This is a genomic window from Bacillus sp. ChL18, assembly GCF_026241425.1.
Taxonomy (GTDB): Bacteria; Bacillota; Bacilli; order Bacillales; family Bacillaceae; genus Bacillus; species Bacillus velezensis.
Genome location: NZ_JAPHWE010000001.1, coordinates 1779360 through 1804944 on the forward strand (window position 1 = coordinate 1779360; position 25585 = coordinate 1804944).

The 25585-nt window shown below is 48.8% G+C and carries 27 protein-coding genes and 1 riboswitch; of the genes, 5 read left to right on the forward strand and 22 right to left on the reverse strand.

What is annotated here, in order from left to right:
* The first annotated feature begins 10 nt into the window (after positions 1–10).
* Entirely contained in the window at positions 11–1195 is a 1185-nt protein-coding gene (locus tag OQ477_RS08635; protein WP_061581978.1) for an MFS transporter, read from the forward strand.
* Positions 1196–1434: 239 nt separating this feature from the next.
* Positions 1435–2478: a BclA C-terminal domain-containing protein gene (locus OQ477_RS08640; RefSeq protein WP_265972113.1), complete on the forward strand. Its 1044-nt coding sequence runs from the start codon at positions 1435–1437 to the stop codon at positions 2476–2478.
* A 20-nt stretch (positions 2479–2498) separates the two neighbouring features.
* Here the strand turns inward: OQ477_RS08640 and OQ477_RS08645 are convergent, their stop codons facing one another.
* The 4 genes from OQ477_RS08645 to OQ477_RS08660 form a co-directional block, all read right to left on the reverse strand.
* The gene (locus tag OQ477_RS08645) at positions 2499–3626 is read right to left on the reverse strand and encodes a glycosyltransferase (RefSeq protein ID WP_265972115.1); all 1128 of its coding nucleotides are present in this window, start codon (positions 3624–3626) and stop codon (positions 2499–2501) included.
* 4 nt (positions 3627–3630) lie between these two features.
* Positions 3631–4092, reverse strand: coding sequence for a hypothetical protein (locus OQ477_RS08650; protein WP_265972117.1), 462 nt, complete (start codon positions 4090–4092; stop codon positions 3631–3633).
* Positions 4093–4112: 20 nt separating this feature from the next.
* Complete coding sequence (locus OQ477_RS08655; protein ID WP_265972119.1) at positions 4113–4697, reverse strand: hypothetical protein; 585 nt, start codon at positions 4695–4697, stop codon at positions 4113–4115.
* A 140-nt stretch (positions 4698–4837) separates the two neighbouring features.
* Positions 4838–5248 (reverse strand): organic hydroperoxide resistance protein, encoded by a 411-nt coding sequence (locus tag OQ477_RS08660; RefSeq protein ID WP_061581974.1) that lies wholly within the window; start codon positions 5246–5248, stop codon positions 4838–4840.
* A 73-nt stretch (positions 5249–5321) separates the two neighbouring features.
* On the opposite strand from OQ477_RS08660, the gene OQ477_RS08665 reads away from it, so the two are divergent.
* Entirely contained in the window at positions 5322–5831 is a 510-nt protein-coding gene (locus tag OQ477_RS08665; protein ID WP_061581973.1) for a MarR family winged helix-turn-helix transcriptional regulator, read from the forward strand.
* Positions 5832–5858: 27 nt separating this feature from the next.
* On the opposite strand, the gene OQ477_RS08670 is transcribed toward OQ477_RS08665, so the two are convergent.
* The 8 genes from OQ477_RS08670 to OQ477_RS08705 all read right to left on the reverse strand — a co-directional run bounded on the left by OQ477_RS08670 (position 5859) and on the right by OQ477_RS08705 (position 12102).
* On the reverse strand, positions 5859–6284 hold the full coding sequence (locus OQ477_RS08670) for an organic hydroperoxide resistance protein (protein ID WP_007610880.1): 426 nt from the start codon (positions 6282–6284) through the stop codon (positions 5859–5861).
* A 113-nt stretch (positions 6285–6397) separates the two neighbouring features.
* Positions 6398–7645 carry a glutamate-5-semialdehyde dehydrogenase gene (gene proA / locus OQ477_RS08675; protein WP_022553456.1) on the reverse strand — a complete coding sequence of 416 codons (1248 nt, stop codon included), beginning with the start codon at positions 7643–7645 and terminating at the stop codon, positions 6398–6400.
* Positions 7642–8754, reverse strand: coding sequence for a glutamate 5-kinase (gene proB / locus OQ477_RS08680; RefSeq protein ID WP_007610876.1), 1113 nt, complete (start codon positions 8752–8754; stop codon positions 7642–7644). The genes proA and proB overlap by 4 nt, the downstream gene beginning before the upstream one ends.
* 369 nt (positions 8755–9123) lie before the next feature.
* Positions 9124–10026 (reverse strand): formyltetrahydrofolate deformylase, encoded by a 903-nt coding sequence (purU, locus tag OQ477_RS08685; protein ID WP_007407234.1) that lies wholly within the window; start codon positions 10024–10026, stop codon positions 9124–9126.
* 74 nt (positions 10027–10100) lie between these two features.
* Positions 10101–10415: a DMT family transporter gene (locus OQ477_RS08690; protein ID WP_007407235.1), complete on the reverse strand. Its 315-nt coding sequence runs from the start codon at positions 10413–10415 to the stop codon at positions 10101–10103.
* Positions 10415–10753 carry a DMT family transporter gene (locus OQ477_RS08695; protein WP_007407236.1) on the reverse strand — a complete coding sequence of 113 codons (339 nt, stop codon included), beginning with the start codon at positions 10751–10753 and terminating at the stop codon, positions 10415–10417. The genes OQ477_RS08690 and OQ477_RS08695 overlap by 1 nt, the downstream gene beginning before the upstream one ends.
* Positions 10754–10818: 65 nt before the next feature.
* A riboswitch (guanidine-I (ykkC/yxkD leader) is annotated at positions 10819–10927 on the reverse strand.
* A gap of 11 nt (positions 10928–10938) precedes the next feature.
* Positions 10939–11484 carry a GNAT family N-acetyltransferase gene (locus tag OQ477_RS08700; RefSeq protein ID WP_021493807.1) on the reverse strand — a complete coding sequence of 182 codons (546 nt, stop codon included), beginning with the start codon at positions 11482–11484 and terminating at the stop codon, positions 10939–10941.
* Positions 11485–11583: 99 nt separating this feature from the next.
* Complete coding sequence (locus OQ477_RS08705; RefSeq protein WP_021493808.1) at positions 11584–12102, reverse strand: acyl-CoA thioesterase; 519 nt, start codon at positions 12100–12102, stop codon at positions 11584–11586.
* A 189-nt stretch (positions 12103–12291) separates the two neighbouring features.
* Here OQ477_RS08705 and OQ477_RS08710 point away from each other — a divergent pair, with 189 nt between their 5' ends.
* Both OQ477_RS08710 and OQ477_RS08715 read left to right on the forward strand, forming a co-directional pair.
* Entirely contained in the window at positions 12292–13152 is an 861-nt protein-coding gene (locus tag OQ477_RS08710; RefSeq protein ID WP_265972121.1) for a dimethylarginine dimethylaminohydrolase family protein, read from the forward strand.
* 70 nt (positions 13153–13222) lie between these two features.
* Positions 13223–14272 carry a lactonase family protein gene (locus OQ477_RS08715; protein WP_265972122.1) on the forward strand — a complete coding sequence of 350 codons (1050 nt, stop codon included), beginning with the start codon at positions 13223–13225 and terminating at the stop codon, positions 14270–14272.
* Positions 14273–14299: 27 nt separating this feature from the next.
* Here the strand turns inward: OQ477_RS08715 and OQ477_RS08720 are convergent, their stop codons facing one another.
* The 10 genes from OQ477_RS08720 to OQ477_RS08765 form a co-directional block, all read right to left on the reverse strand.
* Positions 14300–15271 carry an ABC transporter ATP-binding protein gene (locus tag OQ477_RS08720; RefSeq protein ID WP_265972123.1) on the reverse strand — a complete coding sequence of 324 codons (972 nt, stop codon included), beginning with the start codon at positions 15269–15271 and terminating at the stop codon, positions 14300–14302.
* Positions 15272–15274: 3 nt separating this feature from the next.
* Positions 15275–16174: a C40 family peptidase gene (locus OQ477_RS08725; protein WP_265972124.1), complete on the reverse strand. Its 900-nt coding sequence runs from the start codon at positions 16172–16174 to the stop codon at positions 15275–15277.
* Positions 16171–17238, reverse strand: a complete 1068-nt coding sequence (locus tag OQ477_RS08730) for a dipeptide epimerase (protein ID WP_410570529.1) — start codon at positions 17236–17238, stop codon at positions 16171–16173. Before OQ477_RS08730 ends, OQ477_RS08725 begins: the two co-directional genes overlap by 4 nt.
* 36 nt (positions 17239–17274) lie before the next feature.
* Positions 17275–18210 carry a S66 peptidase family protein gene (locus OQ477_RS08735; protein WP_416346522.1) on the reverse strand — a complete coding sequence of 312 codons (936 nt, stop codon included), beginning with the start codon at positions 18208–18210 and terminating at the stop codon, positions 17275–17277.
* 87 nt (positions 18211–18297) lie between these two features.
* Complete coding sequence (locus OQ477_RS08740) at positions 18298–19917, reverse strand: peptide ABC transporter substrate-binding protein (RefSeq protein WP_265972126.1); 1620 nt, start codon at positions 19915–19917, stop codon at positions 18298–18300.
* A complete protein-coding gene (locus OQ477_RS08745; RefSeq protein ID WP_265972127.1) occupies positions 19917–20942 on the reverse strand; it encodes an ABC transporter ATP-binding protein in 1026 nt (341 codons plus the stop codon). Before OQ477_RS08745 ends, OQ477_RS08740 begins: the two co-directional genes overlap by 1 nt.
* A 5-nt stretch (positions 20943–20947) precedes the next feature.
* On the reverse strand, positions 20948–21895 hold the full coding sequence (locus tag OQ477_RS08750) for an ABC transporter permease (RefSeq protein WP_025284618.1): 948 nt from the start codon (positions 21893–21895) through the stop codon (positions 20948–20950).
* 5 nt (positions 21896–21900) lie between these two features.
* Positions 21901–22827, reverse strand: a complete 927-nt coding sequence (locus tag OQ477_RS08755; RefSeq protein ID WP_007407247.1) for an ABC transporter permease — start codon at positions 22825–22827, stop codon at positions 21901–21903.
* A gap of 14 nt (positions 22828–22841) precedes the next feature.
* Complete coding sequence (locus OQ477_RS08760; RefSeq protein WP_007407248.1) at positions 22842–23666, reverse strand: M55 family metallopeptidase; 825 nt, start codon at positions 23664–23666, stop codon at positions 22842–22844.
* Positions 23667–23821: 155 nt separating this feature from the next.
* On the reverse strand, positions 23822–25381 hold the full coding sequence (locus OQ477_RS08765; RefSeq protein WP_265972128.1) for an MFS transporter: 1560 nt from the start codon (positions 25379–25381) through the stop codon (positions 23822–23824).
* Positions 25382–25585 lie beyond the last annotated feature (204 nt).

The following is a 25585-nucleotide window of genomic DNA, read 5'->3' on the forward strand; positions in this document are numbered from 1 at the left end:
AGGAACGGGGATGAAAGCATATCGCTGGATGAGTCTGCATTTTTTTAGTTTTTTTATGACATGGGGTGTTTTTCTGCCCTATTGGACGGGATGGATGGTGCATATAAAAGGGGTTTCCGTATCCGAAGCCAGTTTCATTATGAGCCTGGGCTTGGCGGCAAGAGGGATTTCCACATTATTTTTCTTCCCTTATTTATCAGGAAAATTCAGCAGCAAAGCCTTATTAAACGGCGCCAGAATCGGGACGCTTCTCGCACTTTTATGTTATATTCCCGCTGATTCTTTTCAAAGCCTGCTTCTTGTCACATTAGTGCTGCATGTGTTTTACCCTGCTTTAATGCCTGCTTTAGACAGCGCTTGCGGCGTCCTTGTACAGCATAACGAATTAAAGGCTTATGGGACAAGCCGCCAGTGGGGGTCCGCGGGTTTTGTTTCAGCCGGCGTCATCCTGTCCGTCTTTACAGGTATATTCGGAGATCAAGCGATTTTATGGGCACTGCTTTTGGGCACCCTGATATTCGCATGTCTCAGCTTTATGCATGCGCCAGCTGTTCTTTCAAAACGGCCGGAAACAGACCGCGCAAGAAAAGAGGGTATGTTTGCCTTATTCCGCATCAAATATTTCGGTCTGGTGCTCGCAATCGTTATCTTACTGCAGGCGGCACATGCATCTTACTACAATTACGGTTATCTCTTTTTGCAGGAAATCGATGCGCCCGCATATGCCATCGGAATCATCATCAACATCGCCGTTATCGCGGAGATTATCTTCTTTGCAATCGCTGACCGATACTTTCATCAATTTACGGCAGGCTCTTTGCTCGCTCTGGCGGCGCTTGGTGCTACCGTACGCTGGATACTCGTATTTGCCTTTCCGCATGTCATCATTTTCTGTATTGCGCAGACGCTGCATGCCTGTTCATTCGCGATGGGACACTATGCCTTTATGAAATACTTAATTAAAAATATTTCACCCGCGCAAATCCCGAAAGCCCAAGGCATATATTCAGCCCTTGCTCTCAGCTGGAGCACTGCGGTATTTACTATTTTCGGAGGTTTTTTATATGAAATTGAACCCCGGTATGCCTTTATCGGAATGATTGTTTGTACGATCCCATCCATGCTACTCGCCCTTGTATACAGAAAACTTGAAATGAAAAAGAGAGTTTTTGCAGGAAACGCACAAGATATATAGCCATCGCAAATTAGACGATCACATGTCCCGCTGTCATTTTGACCGATTTGCGAATGCTGTGCGATGTATTTTCTCTATATTTAAAGTATTTCCTTCATATATGAGGAAATTAATGAAGGGAATTCGTTCAGAAACTTGGACAGAATCCCTGAATATAATGATACAGTACTGCTTACGCTCATTTCGGGAACTTTGTTCGTAATAAAATGATTTTCAGCCAACTCATAAGGAGGGACATTGTGTCACAGCCTAATTTGCCCAATATCACCCCTGTCGTTACACTTTCCAGAGACGATACCATTAACCTTCTTCTTTCGTCAATTGCTATGGAAGAGCTGGGAATGGCACATATTCTGAATGCGGAAGGGAAAAAAATCCAATACGCGCTCGGAACGATTCCCGGATTAACAGGACCCCCGTCAAGTCTTGCTGATATTCTTAACCTGAATGAGAGCGTCCGGGATACGCTTGACAGCTTAATGAAACAGGAGCTTCTTCTCGGTTCAAAATTGGACAGTATCTCAAATATCCCTACACTGGCGGGACCGACTGGTGCTACGGGGCCAACCGGACCGACGGGGGTCACCGGTGCGGGTCTTCAAGGGATTGTTGCTTTTAATCCGCTGATCGCCCCTACTTACACGACCGGACAGGTTGTCTTGTATAACGGCAGCTCTTACGTCGCAAACGTAAACAGCCCGTCGGGAACCCCTGGAGCCTCAGCTGACTATACACTTTTAGCTGCGGCGGGAAGCACCGGCACTACTGGCGGTACCGGGCCGACTGGAATCACCGGCGCTACTGGCGGTACCGGACCGACCGGAATCACCGGCGCTACTGGCGGCATCGGACCGACCGGGATCACCGGAACAAGTCTGACAGCAACTTCCGGCTATGCGAGCAATACGGGCGGCGGTGTTGTCGCAGTCATTGCCGGCGGCACGACCATTCCCTTACCGAATGAACAAAACCTTTCGGCAGATATTACGGCTAACGCCGCAAATACCATATTTACCGTTGCTCCGGCGGGACGGTACTATATCTCCTACCATATTAATTTAACGGCCGGCCTGCTTGTAAGTTCGCGTATTTTAATCAACGGCACTCCTCCTGCAAGTTCGATTATCGCCCCGGTCGCGTCTTTGGCAAACTTTAATAACTCCTTTATTGTGACTTTGCCAGCAGGCAGCACCATCCAGCTTCAGCTGTTCGGATTATTGGGTGCGGCCACATTGCTTGGAGGAAGCGTCGGTGCAGCTTTAAACATTATTCGATTATCTTAATGGAACATGCAAAAAAAGGATCAGGCGTTTGTCCGCTGATCCTTTTTTAATTGAGACAGAAGCTCTTGTGCGGGTTTAAATTGAGGATTGAACTTCACCGATTTTTTGGCGTAAGCGATGGCCGTCATATCATGGTTTAATGCAGCATGACATTTGGCCATATAATAAAAAGCTCTGAAATCGGCGGCACCTTTTAAAATGAAGTGATCAGCGTTTTCTCCTTCAACCTGCGTTCCGTTTTCAAATGCTTTGATTGCCGCTCTGTACTTTTCCAAATGATATAATACAAGGCCTTTATAATAATGAAGATTGCTGTAATCAGGATATAGCTTGAGCACTTTTTCAATCCCTTGTTCGGCTTCTTCATACCGTTTGAGCTCAAGCAATATTGTATATTTCAAATAATACAGGAGAGACGGAGGCATTCGTTTTTCGCTTAAAAATTGAAAAATTGAGCCGTTGACAAGATGTAATGCTTTTTCATAGTCTTTTATTCTGTAGCATTCACTTGCCAAATGATAGACAAGCCACGGATCAGGATTTTCCTCTGAAAGCTCTTCATTTAAAATGCTGATATTCCGTTTATGTTTTTGCTTGATCTTTTCTTCCTGCTCCAAGTAGCCGTAGTGATGAATCACACATGGGAGCGTGAAAAAAGCATTGTTTTCTTCCTCATTGGAAGCCGAGATATTCTCGTGAATTCTGCCCTGATACAGAAGGCCTTTATGATTGCGGAACAGTCTCGGCTGCATGCTTTCAAACGCTTCGTTTTCATCGAGCTGCTTCCCCGTATAATTGATGATTTTCAAAAGACCCCGGCTCGGTAATCCGTCATGAAGCAGCGAAGTTAAAAAGCGGCCCGTCTCCTGATCGAGCTCTTCATCCGCGTCAAGCACTAAAATCCAATCTCCTTCGGCATGCTGCAGGGCGTAATTTCTGGCCTTTGCGAAATCATTCTCCCATTCGAAATCAAATACTCTTGCCTGAAAGCTTTTGCATATATCTTTTGTATTATCTTGTGATCCGGTGTCTGCGATGACGATCTCATCAGCGATATCTTGTACACTTGATAAACAACGGGAGATGTATCTCTCCTCGTTTTTCACAATCATGCAAAGAGTCAGTTTACATTCAGCATTTCCGCTCATTTTCTCACCTTTCCCGATTTTGGAGTTGTTGATTGAACCAAGGCCGTTCAGGAGTGCCGTTCATCGTTATGACGACAGGCCGCACCCATCTGACGGCAGGTTCGGCAGTTTCCGCATCCCATTCCTGAAGCTGCCTGACAGCCCGCTTCGTAATGGGATGCGCCCGGAATTCGCGCGGGCTTTCAAAAATGAATTTTTTCGTTCGTTCCGTCACTGTCTTCATTTCAAGAAAGTGCCGCTCATACATCTGCTTCTGCTCTTCTTCCAGGCTGATCATTAAAAACAGACGGCCGCCTGTTTCCATCTGCCAGCGGCACAATGCGGAGAACAGCCTGATTTCTTCTTTGTAATCTGAACCCCTTCTTTTATCCACGGTCACAGATAATATATGTAACAGCGCAATCGTGAGACAATGCATGGCTTCAAAAGATGCCTGTTTCGCTTTTGAAATGCTTGGATACGGCATATGCTTCACCCGTCTCTTTTTTATGAACGCTCCCCGCCTTTTTTCTTCCAACCGCAGTCCTCACAATCCCCGCACTCACAGCAGCCAATGCGGCCGTAAAACAGGCCGTCACACGAATCTTCCGGATCACTGGGATCGTCTGGATTCCACGGGTCATCAGGATCGCCCGGATCACTCGGATTACTTGGGTCGTCCGGATTCCACGAGTCATCAGAATCGCCCGGATCACTCGGATTACTTGGGTCGTCCGAATTCCACGGGTCATCAGGATCGCCCGGATTACTCGGATTGCTTGGGTCGTCCGGGTCCATACAGGCTTCAGAATCCTGTAAGAAGATAATGTCCTCAAGTTTCGTCTGCAAAAGGAGTTGTGATTTCATGACGGTGCGCAGGAGCCGTTCGGTGCTTCTATTGATTGATGACAATTCCTCCAAGGAGGGATTGCCGGAAGCGCCGAGAAACATTTGAATCCTTTCCGCTTCCGCCTGCAGAATATGGGATAGTCCGATTTCTTCCATAGCCACGGATGAAAGAAGGAGGTTCAGGGTCTCACATCTGGAGAGTGTAATGTCGGGGGTGATGTTCGGTATGTTTGGAAGAGACATCGATATCTCCCTCTTTTCTCTTGGTGTCATTATGCAAAAGTGCTATATCGTATTCTTATTCCGGGAGAGAAGAGATCATTACTGATGTTTTCGTTAATAAAATATCCCGGATATAAAATCCGGGATATTCGTTCGTTGATTTATTTTAATTCAAGTTTGACGTCTACATTTCCTCTTGTTGCTTTTGAATACGGACAGAACTCGTGAGCAGCCTGCACAAGCTTCTCCGCCGTTTCTTTGTCAAGATCTTTTGTATCAATGACGAGCGTTACGCCGATTTTGTAACCTCCGTCACTCTCATCTTTTAAAAGGCTGACCTGTCCTTCAATTTCAGAGGTCATGTCGATTTTTTGTTTTTGGGCGGCGAGCTCAAGCGCTCCCCCGAAGCAGGCAGCATATCCTGCCGCAAAGAGCTGTTCAGGGTTTGTGCCGGTTTCTCCGTCTTTTTTTGCATTCGGCATGACGATGTCAAAATCCAGCACCCCGTCTTCGGATTTAATATGTCCTGCCCGTCCGCCGACTGCGGTCGCTTTTGAAGTAAATAATGCCATTATTATCAGCCTCCTCATTGTACTTACTGTATATATTGCCCCTGCTCATATTTTTAAACATGAGGAATAGGAAATGGGCCGTTTTTCAGCTACAATAGGGGTAACGTTAACAAACAAAGAGTTGGTGAAAGAAGTAATGGCAGAAAAAGATTTTGAACATATGAAACTGGAGAATCAGCTTTGTTTTTTGCTGTACGCAAGCTCAAGGGAAATGACGAAACGGTACAAACCGCTGCTTGATAAGCTCAACGTAACTTATCCCCAGTATTTGGCGCTTCTTTTATTATGGGAGCACGAAGAACTGAATGTGAAACGGATGGGTGAGCTTTTGTACCTGGATTCCGGAACGCTGACACCGATGCTGAAACGGATGGAGCAGCACGGAATCATCATGAGAAAGCGATCGGCTGAAGACGAGCGATCCGTGACGATCAGGCTCACAGATGAAGGACGGGCCTTGCAGAAAACAGCGGCGGATATTCCCATTGCCATGCTGGAACAGACGGGACAGTCAAAAGAGGAATTAAAGCAGTTAAAGCAGGCGCTTTATGAGGTTTTGAATACGTTGCACGGCAAAAAATAAGGATGCCCCGAATGGGCATCCTTATTTTTATTCTGCTGCCAGAAGCTTCACTTCAATATTTCCCGCTGTCGCTTTTGAATACGGACAGACACCGTGCGCTTTTTGGATAAGGGCTTCAAGCTCCTGTTTATCAATGCCGGATGCTTTGACCTCAAGCGTAACGCCTAGTTTATATCCTTGGTCTGCTTCATCTTTCAGCAGACTGACATGCGCAGTGACCTCTGTTTCAATACTCAGACGCTCTTTTCTTGCTACGAGCTGAAGAGCGCTGTCAAAGCAGGCTGAATATCCTGCGGCAAACAGCTGTTCAGGGTTTGTAGCATGCTCGAGCTTTTTTGCTCTTGGCGTTCCCGGCATGGCAACATCAAGATTCAGCACTCCGTCAGAAGACGTGACTTTCCCTTCACGTCCGCCGGCGGCTGATACGGTTGCAGTAAATAATGGTTTTGTCATGTAAATTCACCTCTATTATATTGTGTACAATTTAATATTACACAATACAATAGAGGGCGTCAATCTTTCCGCATAAAAAAAGCCTACCCTTTTTGAAGGATAAGCTTAAAAGATTATACGCGGATTTGCCCGTTTCCTTTAATGATGATTTTTGTAGATGTTAACGCCGGAAGCCCCATCGGCCCTCTCGCGTGAAGCTTTTGCGTGCTGATGCCGATTTCCGCTCCGTATCCGAATTCAAAGCCGTCCGTAAACCGGGTTGAAGCATTATGATACACGGCGGCGGCGTCAACGGCGGTCTGGAAGTAAGCCGCATGCTCGGCGTTCTCCGTCAGAATAGCTTCTGAATGGTTTGTGCCGTACTGCTGAATGTGGCGGACCGCCTCCTGTACGTCCTGCACCGTTTTCACACTGAGAATCGGCGCCAGGTACTCCGCTCCCCAATCGGCTTCTTCTGCTTGTTTCGCTTGAGGATCCAATCTGCAAATCACCTGGTCTCCTCGGAGCTCCACCCCTTTTTCTGTCAGCTGATTCAGCAGCTTTCGCCCGTGTTCTTCCGCCCATTTTTCATGAATCAAAAGAGATTCAATCGCGTTGCAGACCGAAGGACGCTGTGTTTTCGCATTGATGACGACCTCGCTTGCCATTTGAGGATCTGCTGACTCATCTATGTACACGTGGCAATTGCCCGCTCCGGTTTCTAAAACGGGTACGGTTGATTCCCTGACCACAAGATCAATTAAATTTTTACCGCCGCGCGGGATCAATACATCCAGCCCGTCATTTAATGTAAAGAGCTGTTTGGCGGTTTCTTTGCTTGTATCTTCTATGAGCTGAACGGCATCAATCGGAAGCTTTGACAGCCCAAGTGCGCGTTTCATCACACTGACAAGCGCTATGTTGCTGTGGATGGCGGAAGAACTTCCTCTGAGCACAACCGCGTTTCCGGTTTTCAGGCAGAGTGTGGCCGCGTCTACGGTAACGTTCGGTCTGGCCTCATAGATCATGCCCACTACTCCGAGGGGCACGCGGATTTTTTCAATGGATAATCCATTCTCTTTTTGAATGGTCTCCAGCGACTCACCGACGGGGTCTTCAAGACCGATTAACAGTTCCACGGCGTCCGCGATATCGAGCAGGCGTTTTTCATCAAGAGTCAGCCTGTCAATAATGTCAGGTGTCAGTCCTCTGTTCCGTCCCGCTTCAATATCTTTCTGATTCTCTGTTAAAATCAGCCGGCGTTCATTTCTGAGTCCGTCTGCAATACATTGGAGCGCTTCGTTTTTTTCAGCCGTCGTTTTCATGACCATTTCGGCAGCCGCTTCTTTTGCCAAAGCCGCCTTTTGCAATACTTCACTCATTTGTGTTCCCCCTCGTCAAATAAATTCACCCAATCATCTCTGTGAATCACTTCCACCTGCTTCGTTCCTGAAAGCTGGTCGCTCCGCTTCCCTTTGGCTTCTAAAATTTCATCGGATGAGTACTGCGTCTGCCCTTTGCCGATAATGCCCCCGGGTCCTCTGACTTCCACTACGGCCCCTTTCGGAAAACTGCCGCAGACATCGGCGACGCCGGCCGGGAGGAGACTTGACCCGTTATGGATCATCGCCTGCTCCGCTCCCCCATCAATGATGATTTCCCCTGATATCGGAGAATGAAACATGATCCATTGCCGTGTATTATTCACTGAGGATAGGTCTTTATCGCCGATATATGTGCCGTCGCCTTTTCCGTCTAAAATTCCCATCAGTTTTTCCCGTCCGGAGCCGGTTCCGATAAATACCTTCACCCCGAGCGACAATGCGGTCTGGGCGGCGAGAAGTTTTGACTTCATGCCTCCGGTGCCGACCTTTGAGCCTGCTGATCCGGCATATCCGAGCAATTCAGGTGTGATGTCATTCAGATAGTCGAACCGCTTTGCGTCCGGGTTTTCATTCGGATTGGCATCGTACAGCCCGTTAATGTCTGTGAGAATCATTAATTGGTCTGCATGAATCAAACCGCTTACAAGCGCCGACAGCATGTCGTTATCACCGAACGTCAGCTCTTCAACTGATGTGGAATCATTCTCATTAATAATCGGCACGACGCCGCGCTCCAACAGTTCCATTACAGTAGCATAGGCATTTCTGTACCGCTCTCTTTTTGAGAAATCATTTCTTGTTAATAAAATTTGTGCCGGCGTCAGACCGTATCTTTTTAAATGGTCCATATATTGCTGCATTAAAAGCGTCTGGCCGACTGCGGCAGCTGCCTGCTTTCCTTTTATCGTAACGGGTCGCGACGGATAGCCGAGAGCGGAAAAACCCGCTGCCACCGCGCCTGAGGTAATGAGGATCACTTCATGCCCGTTTTCTTTTAATAAAGAAATGGCTTCCGTATGTTCCTTGATTTTTGCTTCATCAATACTTCCGTTACTGTTGGTGAGCGAGCTGCTCCCGATTTTCACAACAATTCTTTGTTTTTTCATCGTTTCTCCTCCGTGGCAATCAATCCAAACCGGCTCTCGTCAATAAAAAAAGCCCATTCCGTCCTGAAAAATAAGGACGAAATGGGCTTTCCGTGGTACCACCTTGTTTGAACGCGTTTTTCACGCGTCCCGCTTTCCTGTAACGCCAGGTTATCGCGCCTGAGTTTTCCCCTCAGGACTCCAAGGCAGGTTCGGCAGGTTTCATGCGGCAAAATGTTTCAGCGGGCCATTTTGCTCTCTGTCACAGAAAGTTCTGCGTACTGATCCTCTTCAACGCTCAATGATTTTTTTATATTATGCAAAGAAAACAGGTTCTTGTCAAGACATTTTCATCCATAAAAAACAGTCCGCCTCCCCGGCGGACCGTCATTAATTAAATACGATCGTTTTGTTTCCGTGAACGATCACGCGGTCTTCCAGATGCCATTTTACGGCTCTTGCCAACACGCTCCGCTCAATCGTTCTGCCGATATTCTTCAGATCCTCTGCGTGATCTCTGTGATCGACGCGTTCAATATCCTGTTCAATAATCGGCCCTTCGTCAAGATCGTCCGTCACATAGTGAGAGGTCGCGCCGATTAATTTCACTCCGCGCTCATAAGCCCGTTTATACGGATTAGCGCCGATAAAGGCCGGCAGAAATGAATGGTGGATGTTAATAATCCGATTCGGATGGGCAGATACAAAATCAGACGTCAAAATCTGCATGTAGCGGGCAAGAACGATCACATCAATCTTATACCGCTCCAGCAGCTCAAGCTGGCGCCGCTCCACTTCGGCGCGGATGTCTTTGTTAGCTTTCATGTAATGGAACGGAATATTCAGCGGTTCGACCACTTCTTTGGCCTCTTCGTGGTTGCTGATAACGACCGCAATTTCGGCCATCATATTGCCGCTTTGCCATTCCCAAATCAGTTCATGAAGGCAGTGCAGCTCCTTCGATACAAAGATCGCCACTCGCTTCAGCTCACTTGCCAGAGACAGGCTCCATGTCATGCCGAATGTCTGGGCGATTGAGGCGAACGCCTGCTGTAAGTCCTCTTTTTTCTCACGAATGCCCTTGCAGTCGAATTCGATCCTAAGAAAAAACCGTCCGCCTTCAGGGTCAGTCGTATATTGATTTGATTCAATAATATTCGCGCCATGTTCAAACAAAAACGCGGACACAGCCGATACAATTCCCGGCTGGTCAGGGCAGCTGACAAGCAGGCGCCCTTTTTCCTCATTCCCGCGGCGGTATTCTTTCAGCCGCTGTGTCATATATGAATTCATCTGTTTTAATCCCTCGTATCTTCATAATTCGTAACTTACTAATAGATTATACTGAAGATTTGATAAAAATCAATTTACGAAAGAATTTTCAGCCCTACGGCAGCGCATAAAATAAGCGCAATGAAAAAGATGCGCTTCGCATCCTTCTGCTCGCCGTAGAAAAGAATGCCGGCTAGTGCGCCGCCCGCTGTGCCGATACCGGTCCAGATCGCATAGGCCGTGCCCATCGCGATCGTCTCCATCGCATAAGAAAGCAGGGAAAAAGAAGCCGCAAATCCGGCGATAATGAAGAGAATCCATTTGACTTTCTTTTCTTTTTGAAATTGATTCATTAAAATCACCCCGAGCATTTCACAAAGACCCGCGGCTATCAGGCTGATCCAATGCATTACGCCTTCTCCTCCTTCGTCTCAGGCTTATCCTGTGTGACCAGCTTTAACCCGATGACACCGATCAGCAAAACGCCGATCAGCACGATTTTCACCGGATCGGCCTGCTCTTTGAAAAGCAGGATTTCACTGAGCACGGTGCCCGCTGTCCCGAGTCCGGTAAAGACCGCATATACCGTTCCTACGGGCAGGCTGTCTGTCGCCTTGATTAATAGATAAAAACTGATGATGATTCCCGTAATCGTGCCGCTCCACGCCAGTGCCGAATCAGCATGTTTCAGGCCGGTGACCCATACCACTTCAAATACGGCCGCTATGACCACTAAACCCCATTTCATGTTCTTCATCCTTTCTGTTTCCGGACAATACAAAAAGCCCGGATAGTCGTCTCTCATGAGATTGACTCTCCCGGGCTTTTTTCCCTCCGTGCGCATATGCGGGATATGTCCGCATATGTGTTTTCTCTCGGACCAGGCCATGTATGAACATGCGGAACCCTAGAAAACAGTCTGTTCGTATCATACTACATTTCGCCGAAACGTTCAACGTCAGATGTGATGTCAAAAACCGTCAGCTGCCTCTCCCATTTGGTAACGGTCTCACCGGGCACCATACCGATTTTTTCCGCGACGCGGACGGAGGCAGCGTTTTCCGGATCAATCAGCGCCGCTATGCGTCCGTATTGCTGCGTGTGAAAACCGTAGTCCAGACAGGCGTTCGCCGCCTCTGTCGCATAGCCGCAGCCCCAGCGGCGGCGGGCAAACATATAGCCGATTTCCATCAAAGTGTTTCCGTTTACCGTCTGCGGAACGATTCCGCATTGACCGAGAAATGCGCCCGTCTCTTTATCCTCTGCGATCCAAAGACTGACGCCGTATCCTTTGGCCAATCGTTTGTTCCAGGCAATCCACTCCTTCGTTTCCCGTCTGCTTTTAAGAGAAGGATAATATTTCATGACCTCTCTGTCGGTAAACAGCCCGTACAAATTTTCTTCATCGTCATCCCGCATAGTCCGCAGACGGATACGCCCGGTTGTCAGGATGGTGCCGGAAGACTTATGTTTCATCATGCACGCCACGTCTCCTTTCCCTGTAATAGATTATGGATCCGGCAGGAAAAGTCCTTTCTCAGCATAAAAAAACCGCTTTTTAAAAAAGCGGTTTGACGATTACCAAGGTTTATCTGTTCCGAGCGCCTCGGCCAGGGCCTTGCTGTGTTTTAAGCGGTTTTTTCGTTCTCCGGCGCGCTGAACGGCCGTATTGTGAAGCATGACTTCTTCCTCGGTTTCCGGCACGATCCGCGGAACGGGTACCGATTTCCCGTTTGAATCAAGCGCGACAAAGGTCAGAAACGACGTTGCCGCAAGCTCGCGTTCGCCCGTCATCAGATGTTCTTTAATGACTTTGACAAACACCTCCATAGACGATGTGCCGACCCATGTGACGTAAGATTCAAGGCATACGGAATCCTGTTGGCCGATGGGGCGCAAAAAATCTACAGAATCCATTGAGGCCGTGACTGTTTCACACCGGCAGTGGCGGGCCGCGGAAATTGAAGCGATATCATCAATGTAGCTCATCAGCTTTCCTCCAAACAGCGTATTGTGATTATTCGTATCAAGCGGAAAAACCCTGCTTGTTTTAACAACCCTTGTTTCTTTGCAAAATCTTGATTCTGGCAACTTCATATTATTTAAACTCCCCTTTGGTGTCTGGTCGTTTTGACTCATTCATCTGTACCCTATTAAACAATACTTTGATCGTTTTGTCTAAAATTTTAAATATTAAGTTGGTTAGATATTCTCTCAGAAATGTTTCATTATTCACCACATCCGGGAATAATAAACGCACATTGAATACCGATAGGAGGATATCACATGGACGTATCCATTCCCAAATCCACGCGGAAACCGGCTTGCCGCAGTGAATTTGATGCTTTGCAGACAGTCATCTTATGCCGGCCGGAACACATGGCCATCAAGGATATTATTAACGGAACGCAGAAACATTTCAAACAAGAAAATATTAACATACCCGTTGCCCTCAAACAGCATAGTGAGTTTATTGACATTTTAAGATCTCATCAGATTGAAGTCGTCCTGCTGCTTGCCGATCCCGCATTGCCTGAGCAGGTATTCACCCGGGATATCGGATTTGTATTAGGCGAGACGGCGTTTATTTCAAACATGGCGGCTTCAGTCCGGCAGGGAGAAGAAACAGTGTTTCAAGGCCTGCTTGACAATAAGAAAATCCCTTATACGCGACTGAAAAAAGCGAACATTGAAGGCGGCGACATCTTGATCGCAGACGGCACCGTTTACGCCGGGCTGAGCAAGCGCACGGATAAAGCGGCTGTTCGGGAGCTGCAGGAGGCGCTGCCGGAGATGACGGTTGTGCCGATCCCTCTCAAGGAGGATTTTTTACATTTGGACTGTGTATTTAATATGATCTCGGAAACGGAAGCTCTATACTGCAAAAATGGCTTGCGGCAGAAAGAAATTGATCTTCTCGCCGAACGTTTTGAGATGATAGAAGTGCCTGAAGAAGAGCAATTCACGCTCGGCCCGAATATCCTGTCAATCGGCAATCAGACAATTATCAGCCTGCCGCAGCACCATCATACGAACCGCGAGCTCCGAAAAAGAGGTTATACAGTCATTGAAACCGAGTTTTCCGAAATTATTAAATCAGGCGGTTCCTTCCGCTGCTGCACCTTGCCGCTTGTCAGAACATCTTAAACATTTACAAGGCAGTTTCCTTCAAGATACGTTAATATAGAGAAGACAAGACTCTAAAGGGGGAAACCGAATGGCTAAGTACATAGGATACGCGGGAACATATACAAAAGGCGGAAGCGAAGGCATTTATTGTTTCGAACTTGATACAGAAGCGAAAAGGCTCAGCCGGCCGAAGCTGGCAGCAAAGCTCGGCAACCCGACATACGTCACTCCGAATTCTGATAACAGCATGCTGTATTCCATTGAAAAGGCAGACGGAAAAGGCGGTGTCGCAGCCTATCAGATTCATCAGAACAGCGGGGAATTAACTTTTGTGAACAACCAGCTGATTGAAGGCCCGTCTCCATGCCACGTCAGCATTGATGATAAACATGAATATGTGTTAACCGCTAATTACCACAGCGGAAAAGTGCACGCCTTTCCCGTCAATGAGGACGGAAGTCTGCAGGAGCCGGCTGCCGAAGCCGCTCATACGGGAACAGGTCCTCATGAAAGACAAGAGAAACCGCATACCCATTTCGCAGGCTATACACCTGAGCATAACTACATTGCAGCCGTCGATTTAGGGACGGATACACTGTATACTTACCAAATGAAAAACGGTTCGCTCACAGAGGTGAAAACTCACTCTTTCGCACCGGGTTCAGGGCCGCGCCACATCGTTTTCCATCCGGCGGAAAAATACGCCTATGTCATGACGGAAATCAGTAATGAAGTCATCGCGCTTGAATACAACCCGACCTTAGGTGAATTCAGAGAGCTGCAGGTCATTTCCGCTTTGCCTGAAGGCTTTACGGACAAATCGCAAGGCAGCGCGATCCGCATATCTAAAGACGGCAGATTTCTTTATGCCGCCAACCGCGGACATGACAGCATCGCCATCTTTAAGATCAACCAATATTCCGGTGAATTGTCTCTTATTGAATGGGTGCCGACAGAAGGAAACTGGCCGCGTGATTTCGCGTTTGACCCTTCCGAGACATTCCTTGTCGCGTCAAACGAAGAAACGGGAAATCTGGTTTTGTTTGAACGTGATCCGGAAACAGGCAAATTGACTCTGCTTCAATCTGACATTCCGGTTCCGTATCCGGTCTGCGTGTCATTTCTGCATCAGGTTTAATTAAAAAAGAAAGCTGACTTTATATTGTCAGCTTTCTTTTTTGTATAAATGGCAGGCGACAAAACGCCCCGCCTTCACTTCTTCAAGCTCAGGCGTTATCTTACCGCAGAGCTCCATCGCTTCAGGACACCGCGTCCTGAATACACAGCCGCTCGGCGGGTTAAGGGGGCTCGGCAGCTCCCCTTTCAGAATAATCCGTTCACGCTTGTCCTCAAGAAGCGGATCAGGAATCGGGATTGAGGATAAAAGCGCCTTCGTATAAGGGTGAAGCGGTTCCCGGTAAAGCGCAGCGCTTTCCGTAATTTCCATCATGCGGCCCAAATACATCACGCCGATCCGGTCGCTGATATGCTTGACCATTGATAAATCGTGGGCGATAAATAAAAATGTCAGCCCTTTCTCTTTCTGAAGCCTTTTTAAAAGGTTGACGACCTGAGCCTGTACCGACACATCCAGCGCGGAAATCGGCTCATCCGCCACGATAAATTCGGGATGCAGAGAGAGCGCTCTGGCAATCCCGATTCTCTGCCTCTGTCCGCCGCTGAATTCGTGGGGATACCGGCTGCCGAAATCCGGATGGAGCCCGACAGCTTCAAGCAGTTCATCCGCCATCATCAGACGGGCTTTTTTTGTATTGTAAAGATTGTGAATTTCCATCGGCTCCATAATAATTTCCCTTACGGTCAGGCGCGGATTTAACGAGGCGTAAGGGTCTTGGAAAATCATCTGCAGCTTGCGGAAGAAGACCGACTGCTGTTCTGCCGCGGCACGGTGTATATCCGTCCCTTCATATGATACCGAACCGGCCGTCGGGTCATACAGACGGAGAATAACCCTTCCGAGCGTCGATTTACCGCATCCCGATTCTCCGACAAGTCCGAATGTTTCCCCTCTTTTAATGTGAAAGCTGACACCGTCGACTGCTTTTACGGCTTTCTTTCTTCCTGCGTCAAAATGCATTTTCAGCCCGCTGACTTCAAGGAGCGGAGATGCCGTCATTTTCTATTCCCCCTTTTCGCTTATACAGCGGCGTACGGTGCATAATTCTGTTTCATAGACGGTTCCTTCCAAAGACAGCACTTCGATTGTTTTTCCCGTTTTCGGGGAGTGCAGCATTCGGCCGTCTCCCAGCGCCAAACCGACATGGTGGATCGCGCCTTTTCCTTCTTCATAGGCGAAAAACAAAAGATCGGCCTGCCGGATATCGTTTACCGCCGCACCGCACCCGGCTTTTGCTTGGTCCTTTGCATCACGGGGAAGGGTATAACCGTTTGCTTTAAATATCGAATACATAAACCCGGAACAGTCAAACCCGAAACCGCTCAGTCCTCCCCATAAATACGGAAGCCCGAGAAACATCATGCCCGTTTCGATGACATCGGCCGCCCGTCCTTCCGTATGCCGGCACTCGTCTGCGTCAGCTTCATTTACGAACCGTTCTCCGAGCGGCGTCACCACCCGGAAAAAGCCTTTCTCACGTCCTGATGCCGGAAGACGCGTTAAGAAACTTACTTCCAAGTCCGGTTTGCCGTTTGTGTGATATAAAAAAGCGGTCGGTTTGGTAATCCATACGGCGGGGGAAGATGTATGAAAGCCGTCTTTTGAAAACTGGCTTTTTTTCATCCACCCCGGATATCCGCGCACATCCTTGTTTGAAGGCTGGCCGGGAACGGCGACAAAAGCCCATTCCCCTTCCTCTTTGAGAATGATCACTTCTTCCCCGAAAAGCACTTGCGTTTGGACAAGGTTGTCTGTGCATAATTGCAGCCGCTCTTCATATCCCATAGACGCTAACCATTTTCTGATCTGCGGCGGGTTTTCGAGCATCGGCGCATCATCCGAACGGGGAGATGACGGCAGCGTCCATACGTTGGCTGCCGCCGCTGTAACGGCTGCTCTCATCTTTTCGCCTCCTCTTGTATCGACACGCCGGTAATGCCGAGACCCGGTTCATCGGGAATCGTAATCTGACTGCCGCTGTATGTAATGCCGCCTTGAATCAAATCATCTTTCAGCATAAGCGGCGCATCAAAATCAAACCTTGTCACATTCCGTTTGCCCGCGGCAAAATGGGCTGCGGCGGTGATGCCGAGTTTGGTCTCAATCATGCTGCCGACCATACACTCCACGCCGCACGTTTCCGCCATCGCATTGATTGTTTCCGCCTGCTTTATGCCGCCCGCTTTCATCAGCTTAATATTGATTAAATCGGCGCTTCTCGTCTGCAGCACGTGAAAGGCCTGGCGGGGGGTAAAGACGCTCTCATCCGCCATAATCGGCGTGTCTACGGCATCTGTGACCTGCTTCAGCCCGGCGATATCGTCTTTATGAACAGGCTGCTCGACCAGCTCAATGCCGAGGCCGGCGTCTTCCATCTTTCGGATCGCAGTCACGGCTTCTTTCGGCGTCCAGCCTTGGTTGGCGTCCAATCTCAGTTTGACGTTTCCGCCGACACGTGATCTGATCGCCTGAATCCGCGCAACATCGTCCGATATGTCACCTATGCCGACTTTTACCTTTAAAATATGAAATCCTTTGTTCACATAACGGTCTGCATCCCCCGCCATCTCCTCAGGAGAATTGACGCTGACGGTAAAATCTGTTTCCAGTGTATTCCGATAACCGCCGAGAAGCCGGTAAAGCGGCTGTCCGTGCATTTGCGCCCATCCGTCATATACAGCCATATCCACCGCGGCTTTTGCGCTTTGATTTCTTTCCAAAAGCCGGCTGGTATCATACAAAACAGCTTCCATGCCGGAAAGGCTCCGCCCCAAGAGAGCGGGCTTCAGCACATCGTGGACGGCGCTTGCAATACCGGCCGCGCTGTCGCCTGTAATGACAACCGTCGGCGGCGCCTCCCCCCAGCCGGTCAGACCGTTGTCAAAAGTGAGCTTCACAATGACCGATTCAGCATTGTAAACCGTGCGTAAAGCGGTCTTAAACGGCTTTTTCAGCGGCACGGACATCCGTCCCGTTTGAATATCTGTAATCCTCACGCCTGATCACTCCCTTCCGGAAACCCCCGATTCAATCGTTACCGCTTTGGCCGCCGTATCCATAACCGCACGGGCGCCGATCGGAACGGCGAAGCTCGGTGAACAATGGCCGATTTTAAAGCCTTTGAGCGCGGGCTTCCCTGATTTGACAATGTAATCGTTCAGCACTTGCTCTAAAGTAAGCGACTTTTCTTTATGCTTCGGTTCGCATTGGTGAAAATCACAGACCAGGATTCCGGCTGCGTCTGACAGTTTTCCGGCCATCTTTAATTGATTCAGCATTCTGTCGATTTGATACGGCTCCTCATCAATATCCTCGATAAACAGCAATTTGTCTTTCGTATCAATTTCAAACGGCGTGCCGAGTGTGGACGTAATGAGCGACAAATTGCCGCCCGCAAGCTCTCCCTCGGCCCTTCCGCCTGTCAGCACCTCTAAGGGAGAAATGTCCTCCGTATAGGTGAATTCCGTTTCTGTAAAAAGCTGTTGATACGACGCTTTTGTCAGGGGATCAGCATCTTCAAGCCCGACATCCGTGCTCAGCATCGGGCCGTGAAATGTGACGAGCCCCGTATTTTGATGAATGGCGGTATGTAAAAACGTGATATCGCTGTATCCCCAGAAAATTTTCGGATTGCGGCGGATTAAGCCAAAATCGATGTCGGCGGCAATGCGGCCCGTGCCGAATCCTCCGCACGCGCATATCACCGCTTTGACATTCTGATCACTAAACATGTCATGGAGATCATCGAGGCGCGCCCGGTCTTCTCCCGCCAAATAGCCGTGACGGGTCTTCAACGCCCGGCCGAGTTTCACATGAAGGCCAAGCTCATTCTCTAAAAACAGCAGCGCGGTTTGCAGCGTCCCGCTCTCAGGCGGGCTTGCGGGCGCAATCACACCGACCGTGTCGCCTTTTTGCAGTGCTTTCGGTTTATGGTTCATGACTTTTTCAATCTCCTTTCCGGATTGAAAAGTGAAACACGCCGCTCCTTTAACGGCAAAAGAGCGGCGTATGTTTCCGCTGTAAGATCAGGACTTTTCCGCCCACTTCAGATCAATGTAACCGACGGGGTGCCGGACAATGCCCTTCACGCCGCTGTTCTGCAGATGCACCTGATTGTAAAAGTAAATCGGGATGATCGGAGCCTCGTTCATGAGCAGTTTTTCCGCTTTATGCATGAGCGCAAAACGTTTTTTGGCATCGGCTTCCTGTTTTGCCTGCTTGATGTAGCCGTCGTATGCCGCGCTGCCCCAGCCGGTTCGGTTCATGGAATTATCCGTCTGGAAAGCCTCAAGAAAACTGATCGGGTCTGCGTAATCCGGTAAAAATGAGCTTTGAGAGAACTGGAATTTCAGTCCTTTCTGCTCTTCTAAGAAGACGTTCCATTCCATATTGGCGAGCTTAACGTCTATACCGAGCATACTTTTGAGCTTCTGCTGAATCGCTTCCGCTATTTTCTTATGCTCCGGTTTTGTGCTGTATGTCAATGTAACGGCGGGCAGCTTGTCATAATACTCTTCCGCCATGCCTTTTTCCAGCAGTTTTTTGGCTTCTGATTCATCCGGATTTAATAAACTGCCGCCCGCTTCGCGGAAATCTTTCCCGTCAGGCTGAGTAAATCCCGGGGATACAAAGGCATGTGCCGGCTTTTCACTGTTTTTGGTCACATAATCCGTGATTTCTTTCTGATCAATCGCTGCCGCGAACGCTTTTCTGATCTTTTCATTTTGAAACGGCTCCATTTTCACGTTAAAACGATAGAAATAGAGTCCGGCCTGATCCCACGTGCGGACATTTTTTCCTCCCATCAGCTGCTCGCTCAGCTCTGCCGGCACAAAGGCGGTATCCAAATCTCCCGACTGAAACATCTGATAATCGGTATTCCGGTCACTGACCATCGCCCATGTGACTTTATCCAGTTTCACCGTCTTTTTATCCCAATACGTCTCGTTTTTGACCATCGTCATGCTGTCGTCATGCTTCCATTCCGTCAGTTTGAACGGCCCGTTGCCGACAAAGGTTTTTGCTTCAGTGAACCATTTCGGATCAGCCTTGGCGACCTTCTCATTAATCGGGAAATACGCCGGATTGGACACGACGCTCAGAAAATAATCCTGCGGTGCCGCCAATGTGACGACAAGCGTTTTTTTATCCTTTGCCGTGACTTTCACGTCTTCTTGTTTGCCTTTTCCGCTGTTAAATTCTTCTCCGCCTTTGATCATATAGCCGAGAAATGCGGAAGATGCGCCTGTTTTCGGATCGAGCATCCGTTTCCAGGCGTACACGAAGTCTTCCGCCGTAACGGGATCGCCATTTGTCCATTCGGCGTTATCACGGATATTGAAGGTATATGTCAGCTTATCAGCGGACACCTTCCAGCTTTCCGCCATGGCCGGTTCGGGCTTATTATCTTTTCCGAGCCTCGTCAATCCTTCCATGATGTTATTCAGCGGCTGCCAGGAAACATTATTAAATCCGATCGGCGGATCAAGTGAGGTCGGCTCATTTTCGTTATTGAGCCGCAGCACCGTTTCACCCCCCTGTTCTTTTGCTTTGCCGGGTTCTGTCCCCGCCTGTTCATTGGCTGTACAGCCCATCAGAGCAAACGAAACAACAGCAATCACACCGATCGCCCATCTCTTTTTCATTACAATCCCCCTTTTTCCTCTGCTGCCGTCAGCTGCTGTTTCAGCCGCTCTGCACGGTGATCCTGAAGCCAGCAGTTGACGATATGGCTTTTGGATTTCACGGTTGTTGCCGGGTATACCTTTTCACAGACGATCACCCTGTCCGGGCAGCGGGCGGCAAACGGGCAGCCCGGCGGCGGATCGAATAAATCAGGCGGCGTCCCGTCAATCGGCGACAGCTCACTATCCTCCATATCCAGCCGCGGCACTGAACGAAGCAGCCCCTTTGTGTATGGATGAGCCGGACGGTAAAAAATATCATGCCTCGTGCCGATTTCGGCGATTTTCCCCGCATACATGACGGCGACTCTGTCGGCGGTCTGAGCGACGACGCCGAGATCGTGCGTGATCAGAATAATAGACACGCCTGTTTTTCTTTGAATCTTCTTAAATAATTCAAGGATTTGTGCTTGAATCGTCACATCAAGAGCCGTTGTCGGTTCATCGGCGATCATAATTTCCGGCTCGCAGATCAGAGCCATCGCAATCACGATCCGCTGCCGCATGCCCCCGCTTAATTGGTGGGGGTACTGCTTCAGGCGGGATTTCGAGTCCGGGATACCGACCAGATCCAGCATGGCGAGAACCTCGGATTCAGCTTGTTTTCTTGTCATGGCGCGGTGTTCCAACAGCGCTTCTGAAAGCTGATTCCCTATGGTCAAAGTCGGATTGAGCGCCGTCATCGGGTCCTGAAAGATCATAGAAATATCGCGCCCCCGGATTGCCCGCATTTCCCGATCCGACATTTGGCAAAGGTCTTTCTGTTTAAATTGTATGCTTCCGGATTCAATCTTTGCTGAATGTTTCGGAAGAAGGCCCATCACGGCTTGTGACGTCACGCTTTTTCCGCAGCCAGATTCACCGACGATCGCAAACGTTTCACCTTTATTTAAATCGAAGCTGACGCCTCTGACGGCTTTTACAGTGCCTCCGTATGTTGAAAAAGTAACATGCAGATTTTGAACGGAAAGAACTTGCTGCGCCATTTTTCCTACCTCCTCAGTTTCGGGTCTAACGCGTCCTGCAAGCCGTCTCCAAGTACGTTAAACGCGTACATCGTCAAGGAAATGAAAAAAGCGGGGAAAAACAGCCGCCACCAATGGCCTGATAAAATCGCCGGCAGCCCGTCGTTTGCCATGACTCCCCAGCTTGCAAACGGCGCCTGAATGCCGAGTCCGAGAAAACTTAAAAATGATTCCGCAAAAATCGCCGCCGGCACCGTAAGCGTCATTTGGACAATAATGGCTCCCATCGTATTAGGCAGCAGATTTTTCTTAATAATCCGAAATGTTTTCGCTCCAAACGTTTTCGAAGCCAATACGTGTTCATCATGCTTCATCCTCAGCACCTGCCCTCTGACAATCCGCGCCATGCCGACCCATCCCGTCACGGTCAGAGCGACGATAATGGAACTGAGCCCCGGCCCCATCAGCACCATTAACAAAATGACAACGAGCAGATACGGCAATCCGTAGAGAACCTCGATGATTCTCATCATGGCGCTGTCTGTCCGGCCCCCTTTGTAGCCGGCGACGCCTCCGTAGATGACGCCGATCAAAAAGTCGATCAGCGCCGCCATCACACCGACAAATAAAGAGATCCTCGCTCCATACCACGTTCTTGTAAACACGTCCCGGCCAAGTTCATCGGTTCCGAACCAGTGTGAAAAAGACGGCGGAAGATTCTGCTCTGCGAGCGTCTGCCTTGTCACGCTGTGCGGTGATATCAGCGGACCGAACGCAGCCGATAGAAACAGGCAGCATAATATCACAAGGCCGGCCATCGCCAATTTGTTCTTTTTAAGCCGCCGCCACGCATCCTGACTGTAAGACAGGCTCGGACGCTTGACCGACTCGGTTTCACCCTTTCTTTCCGCGCCCGGCTGAAACCAGTCATCAGGCACTTCTGTGTGTTTTACCGTTTCTTGCGGGAGATTCATCAGGATCACCCTTTCTTATGAAGTTTTATGCGCGGGTCTAACAGGCCGTATGCCAAATCAACCAGAAACAGCAGGACGATCAGAATCACACTGTAAAATACGGTCGTTCCCATGATGACCGGGTAATCTCGCTGATTGATGCTTTCTACGAAATATTTGCCCATTCCCGGTATGGCAAAAATTTTCTCGATGACGAAACTGCCCGTTAAAATACTTGCGGCAAGCGTCCCGAGTACTGTCACAACAGGCATAAGAGCATTTTTCAATGCGTGTTTGATCACAATTTTGACGGGAGAAAGCCCCTTTGCTTTTGCCGTGCGGATGTAATCCTGAGTCAGCACTTCGGCCATGCTTGATCTTGTCAGCCTCGCGATAATGGCCATGGGACCGACGGCAAGCGCAACAGTCGGCAGGACCATGTGAACGGGACTCGTCCAGGTAGCTGCCGGAAACCATCTCAGATGAACCGCAAATTGCTGAATCAGCAGTGTAGCCATAATAAAATTCGGAATGGAAATCCCGAGCACCGCAAGGCTCATGGCCGCGTAATCGAGAAAGCCGCCGCGCCTGAGAGCGGCCATTATGCCGAGCGCGAGTCCGGAAATCACAGCGATGATGATCGCCGTTATCCCAAGCTCAAATGAGACCGGAAACCCGCGTTCAAGCATAGCGTTTACACTGTCTGACGGTTTTTTAATTGAAGGACCGAAATCAAAGGTAAGAATGGATTTTAGATAGATGGCGTATTGAGTGATAAGAGGTTCGTTCAGATGGTAGTAGGATTCGAGATTTCGCTGGACCGCTTCGTTTGTGCCCCGCTCTTCGTTAAAAGGCGAGCCGGGTATCACTTTCATCATGACAAATGTCAGAGTGGTGATGACGAGGACGGTCATAATCATGGCGATAAAACGTTTGATAAAATACCGCAGCAATGCCGTTCACCCCTTTAACAGAATGTTGTTCTCATGGCGAGTTCTGTCATGACTAGCATGGCCTGATAGGCTTCCGGCATGTCTTTTGCCTGAAATTGAACGATTGTCGTTCCCGGGATGATTTCTGTGCCCGGCATTAAATGGGCCCATTCAGCCTGTCCGTAGTTGGCAAATTCAATGCCTAATACAGGTCTTTCAGGCGGAGTCAGCGGTTTGACCTTATCTTTATTTTTGAGCGCATAGGCTGTTTTTTCCGTCAGAAGCCGTCCGGCTTTTTGAGGGGACAGGCATTTGACCGCGGTTCTTGAAATGGTTTGTTTGACGGCGGCAGTCGTCACATTCGGGATCAGCTCCTCCGCTTCTTTTGCGGCACAATCATCTCCGGCAGCCATGATGACAGGGACATCGTAAAATCCCGCGAGATAGGCATTTAACCCCAGTTCACCGACCGGCTTATCATTTATGTAAAAGTGGCGGACGCCGAATATCATGCTGTGCGACATGACGCCCGGCATCGACGCTCTCGCATGATAGCCGATAAACATCACGCCCGAATACGATTCATCAAGCCCCTGCATCATGGAAAACGGCTTGACATCCCCCGTAATCAGCTCTGCCTCAGGGTGAAGTTTTTCCGCGAGCAGATTATTCATCTTTGAGTGGCTGTCATTCACAGTCACTTCCGTGCATCCGTTATTAAACGCTTCTGCGATGCACCAGTTTGCTTCTTCGGTCATCAGAACCCTGCCGCGCTCATAATTGTGCATGCGGGAATTGACAAATGTTTCATCAGGCAGTCCGGAAATCCCTTCCATATCCACAGATAGATACAGTTTCATATAATGCCTCCTTTTTTACTTAAAATTTCGATATTAAATTATGAATATTCTAACAAATTATATTAAAAAAGGATGAAACATGCAATATACCATTCTGCCATTATGGGAAAAAACAAACCCTTTTCACCGGGAAAAGGGTTTGCTGATAGAAAAAGTTACATACTGTTTTTGCTTATATGATGACGCTGAAACTGTCTGACCGCACTTCTGTATTCATGATCGGGAATGACCTGATGCCTGATCGGTTCAGGAGCCTGCGGCGAAGGCTCCTCAGCCGCCTGCTTACAGACGGCATGCGGTTTATGCGCCAGCTTATGCCCCATGCCGGTCGCATTCATGACAAATGATAAACACACTAAAAGCAAACTTAAGATGAAAGCAATAAGAAACAAATCGCTGTATGTCCCCATCAGCAGGTCATGCGGTGATTGTGTGCCGCGCGCGCCCCGAAGCGTGCCGGAAGCATCTCTTTTCGTAAAATACCCTATTAAAACAGGAGCGCCCATATACATGAACAGCCTTAAAAACTGAACTGCCGTCATGCGTTTCACCAGTTCCGGAAGCGGTCCGCCCAACGCGGCTCCCATCAGTCCGGCTGCCACAATAAGCCCTGTCCCGGCCGCCAGCATCACGAAAAGCCCCGCAAATAGAATAAGCGGTATATGATGATCTGCCGTCATCCATTGGAAATTCACGAACACCAGTATAACAGAGCCTGTTATGCCGAGCATGCCCGGACCGACTTTATCATATGCTAATGCACTGATGACAGCGGCGATGGCCACGCCTCCTAAAAGGCTCGCATAAAGGAATATCTGTTGAGTTTGTGACATATGATATGCGGTCTGAAGCTCCCCGTGAAATGCCGAAAGACTGACCGCTATGGAAATACTGCCCGCAGCGATCATGAAAACACCCAGAATCGGCTTTGGAATCAGCATAAGTTTAATCGAAATCAACGCATGTTCGTTTCTGTACTGCATGATCAGCAAGATCAGTAGAATGACGATGCTTCCTCCAAATCCCGCCAATGTCTGCCATGATGAAAAGCCCCATTTCGGCAGATGAATAAATGTATAGGCGGTCAGCACGGCTGATACACCCGCTAACAGAAAACCGATGCCGTCAAATGGAGATTTTTCAGCATTTTTATGAGCGTCGTCATCCCGCAGCCACATATAACTGAAAATGAGGCCGAAAAAAGACAGCAGGCCAAAAATGCCGAACAGCCAATGCCAATGGCCGCCGCTTGCCGCCGTGCCTAAAACGGTCCCCATAATGACGGACCCGTAAAACCCGCCGATTAACACAAATAATGCGTAATTCCGGCGCTCAATCGGAAACGAAAGCACCAGCATCGGAATCATAATCATCAGCATAGTACCCGCCGCAGCTCCCTGTAAAAAACGGCCCGCGGCGAGCGGATAAATATTATTTGTCACAGCAGCAAGGAGCGCTCCGATGACACCCGCGGCCATCGAAATCATATAGACAGGCCGGGAGCCGAATCTTTTTCTTAAATACGGCCCCGCCGGCACGAATAAGGCAAATGCCATATTACCGATAATAATCGGATGAAAAGAGTCAAAGTTTTCCCCGCCGACCGTCTGCCGGACAAGGCTTTGGACAGCCGAAAGAGCGGTATTCGACATCAGCCCCGGCCCGACCGCCAATACAGCAAGCAGAGAAATGATCCAGTGATGTTTTTCTTTCATGTGACAGCTCCTTTCTGACTATTTGACAAAGTGAAAAAGCTAACAGATTTCCCCCATTAGCTTGACAGAATTTTCATATCTTTTCATGTGAAGGATTGAACATAATATCTCATTTATTATTTCAAATCCGATGGAAATTGTCAATATAAAGCGCCGCCGTCCGATTTCATCTTTTTCACAATTTCCCACAATCTTTTCATTATT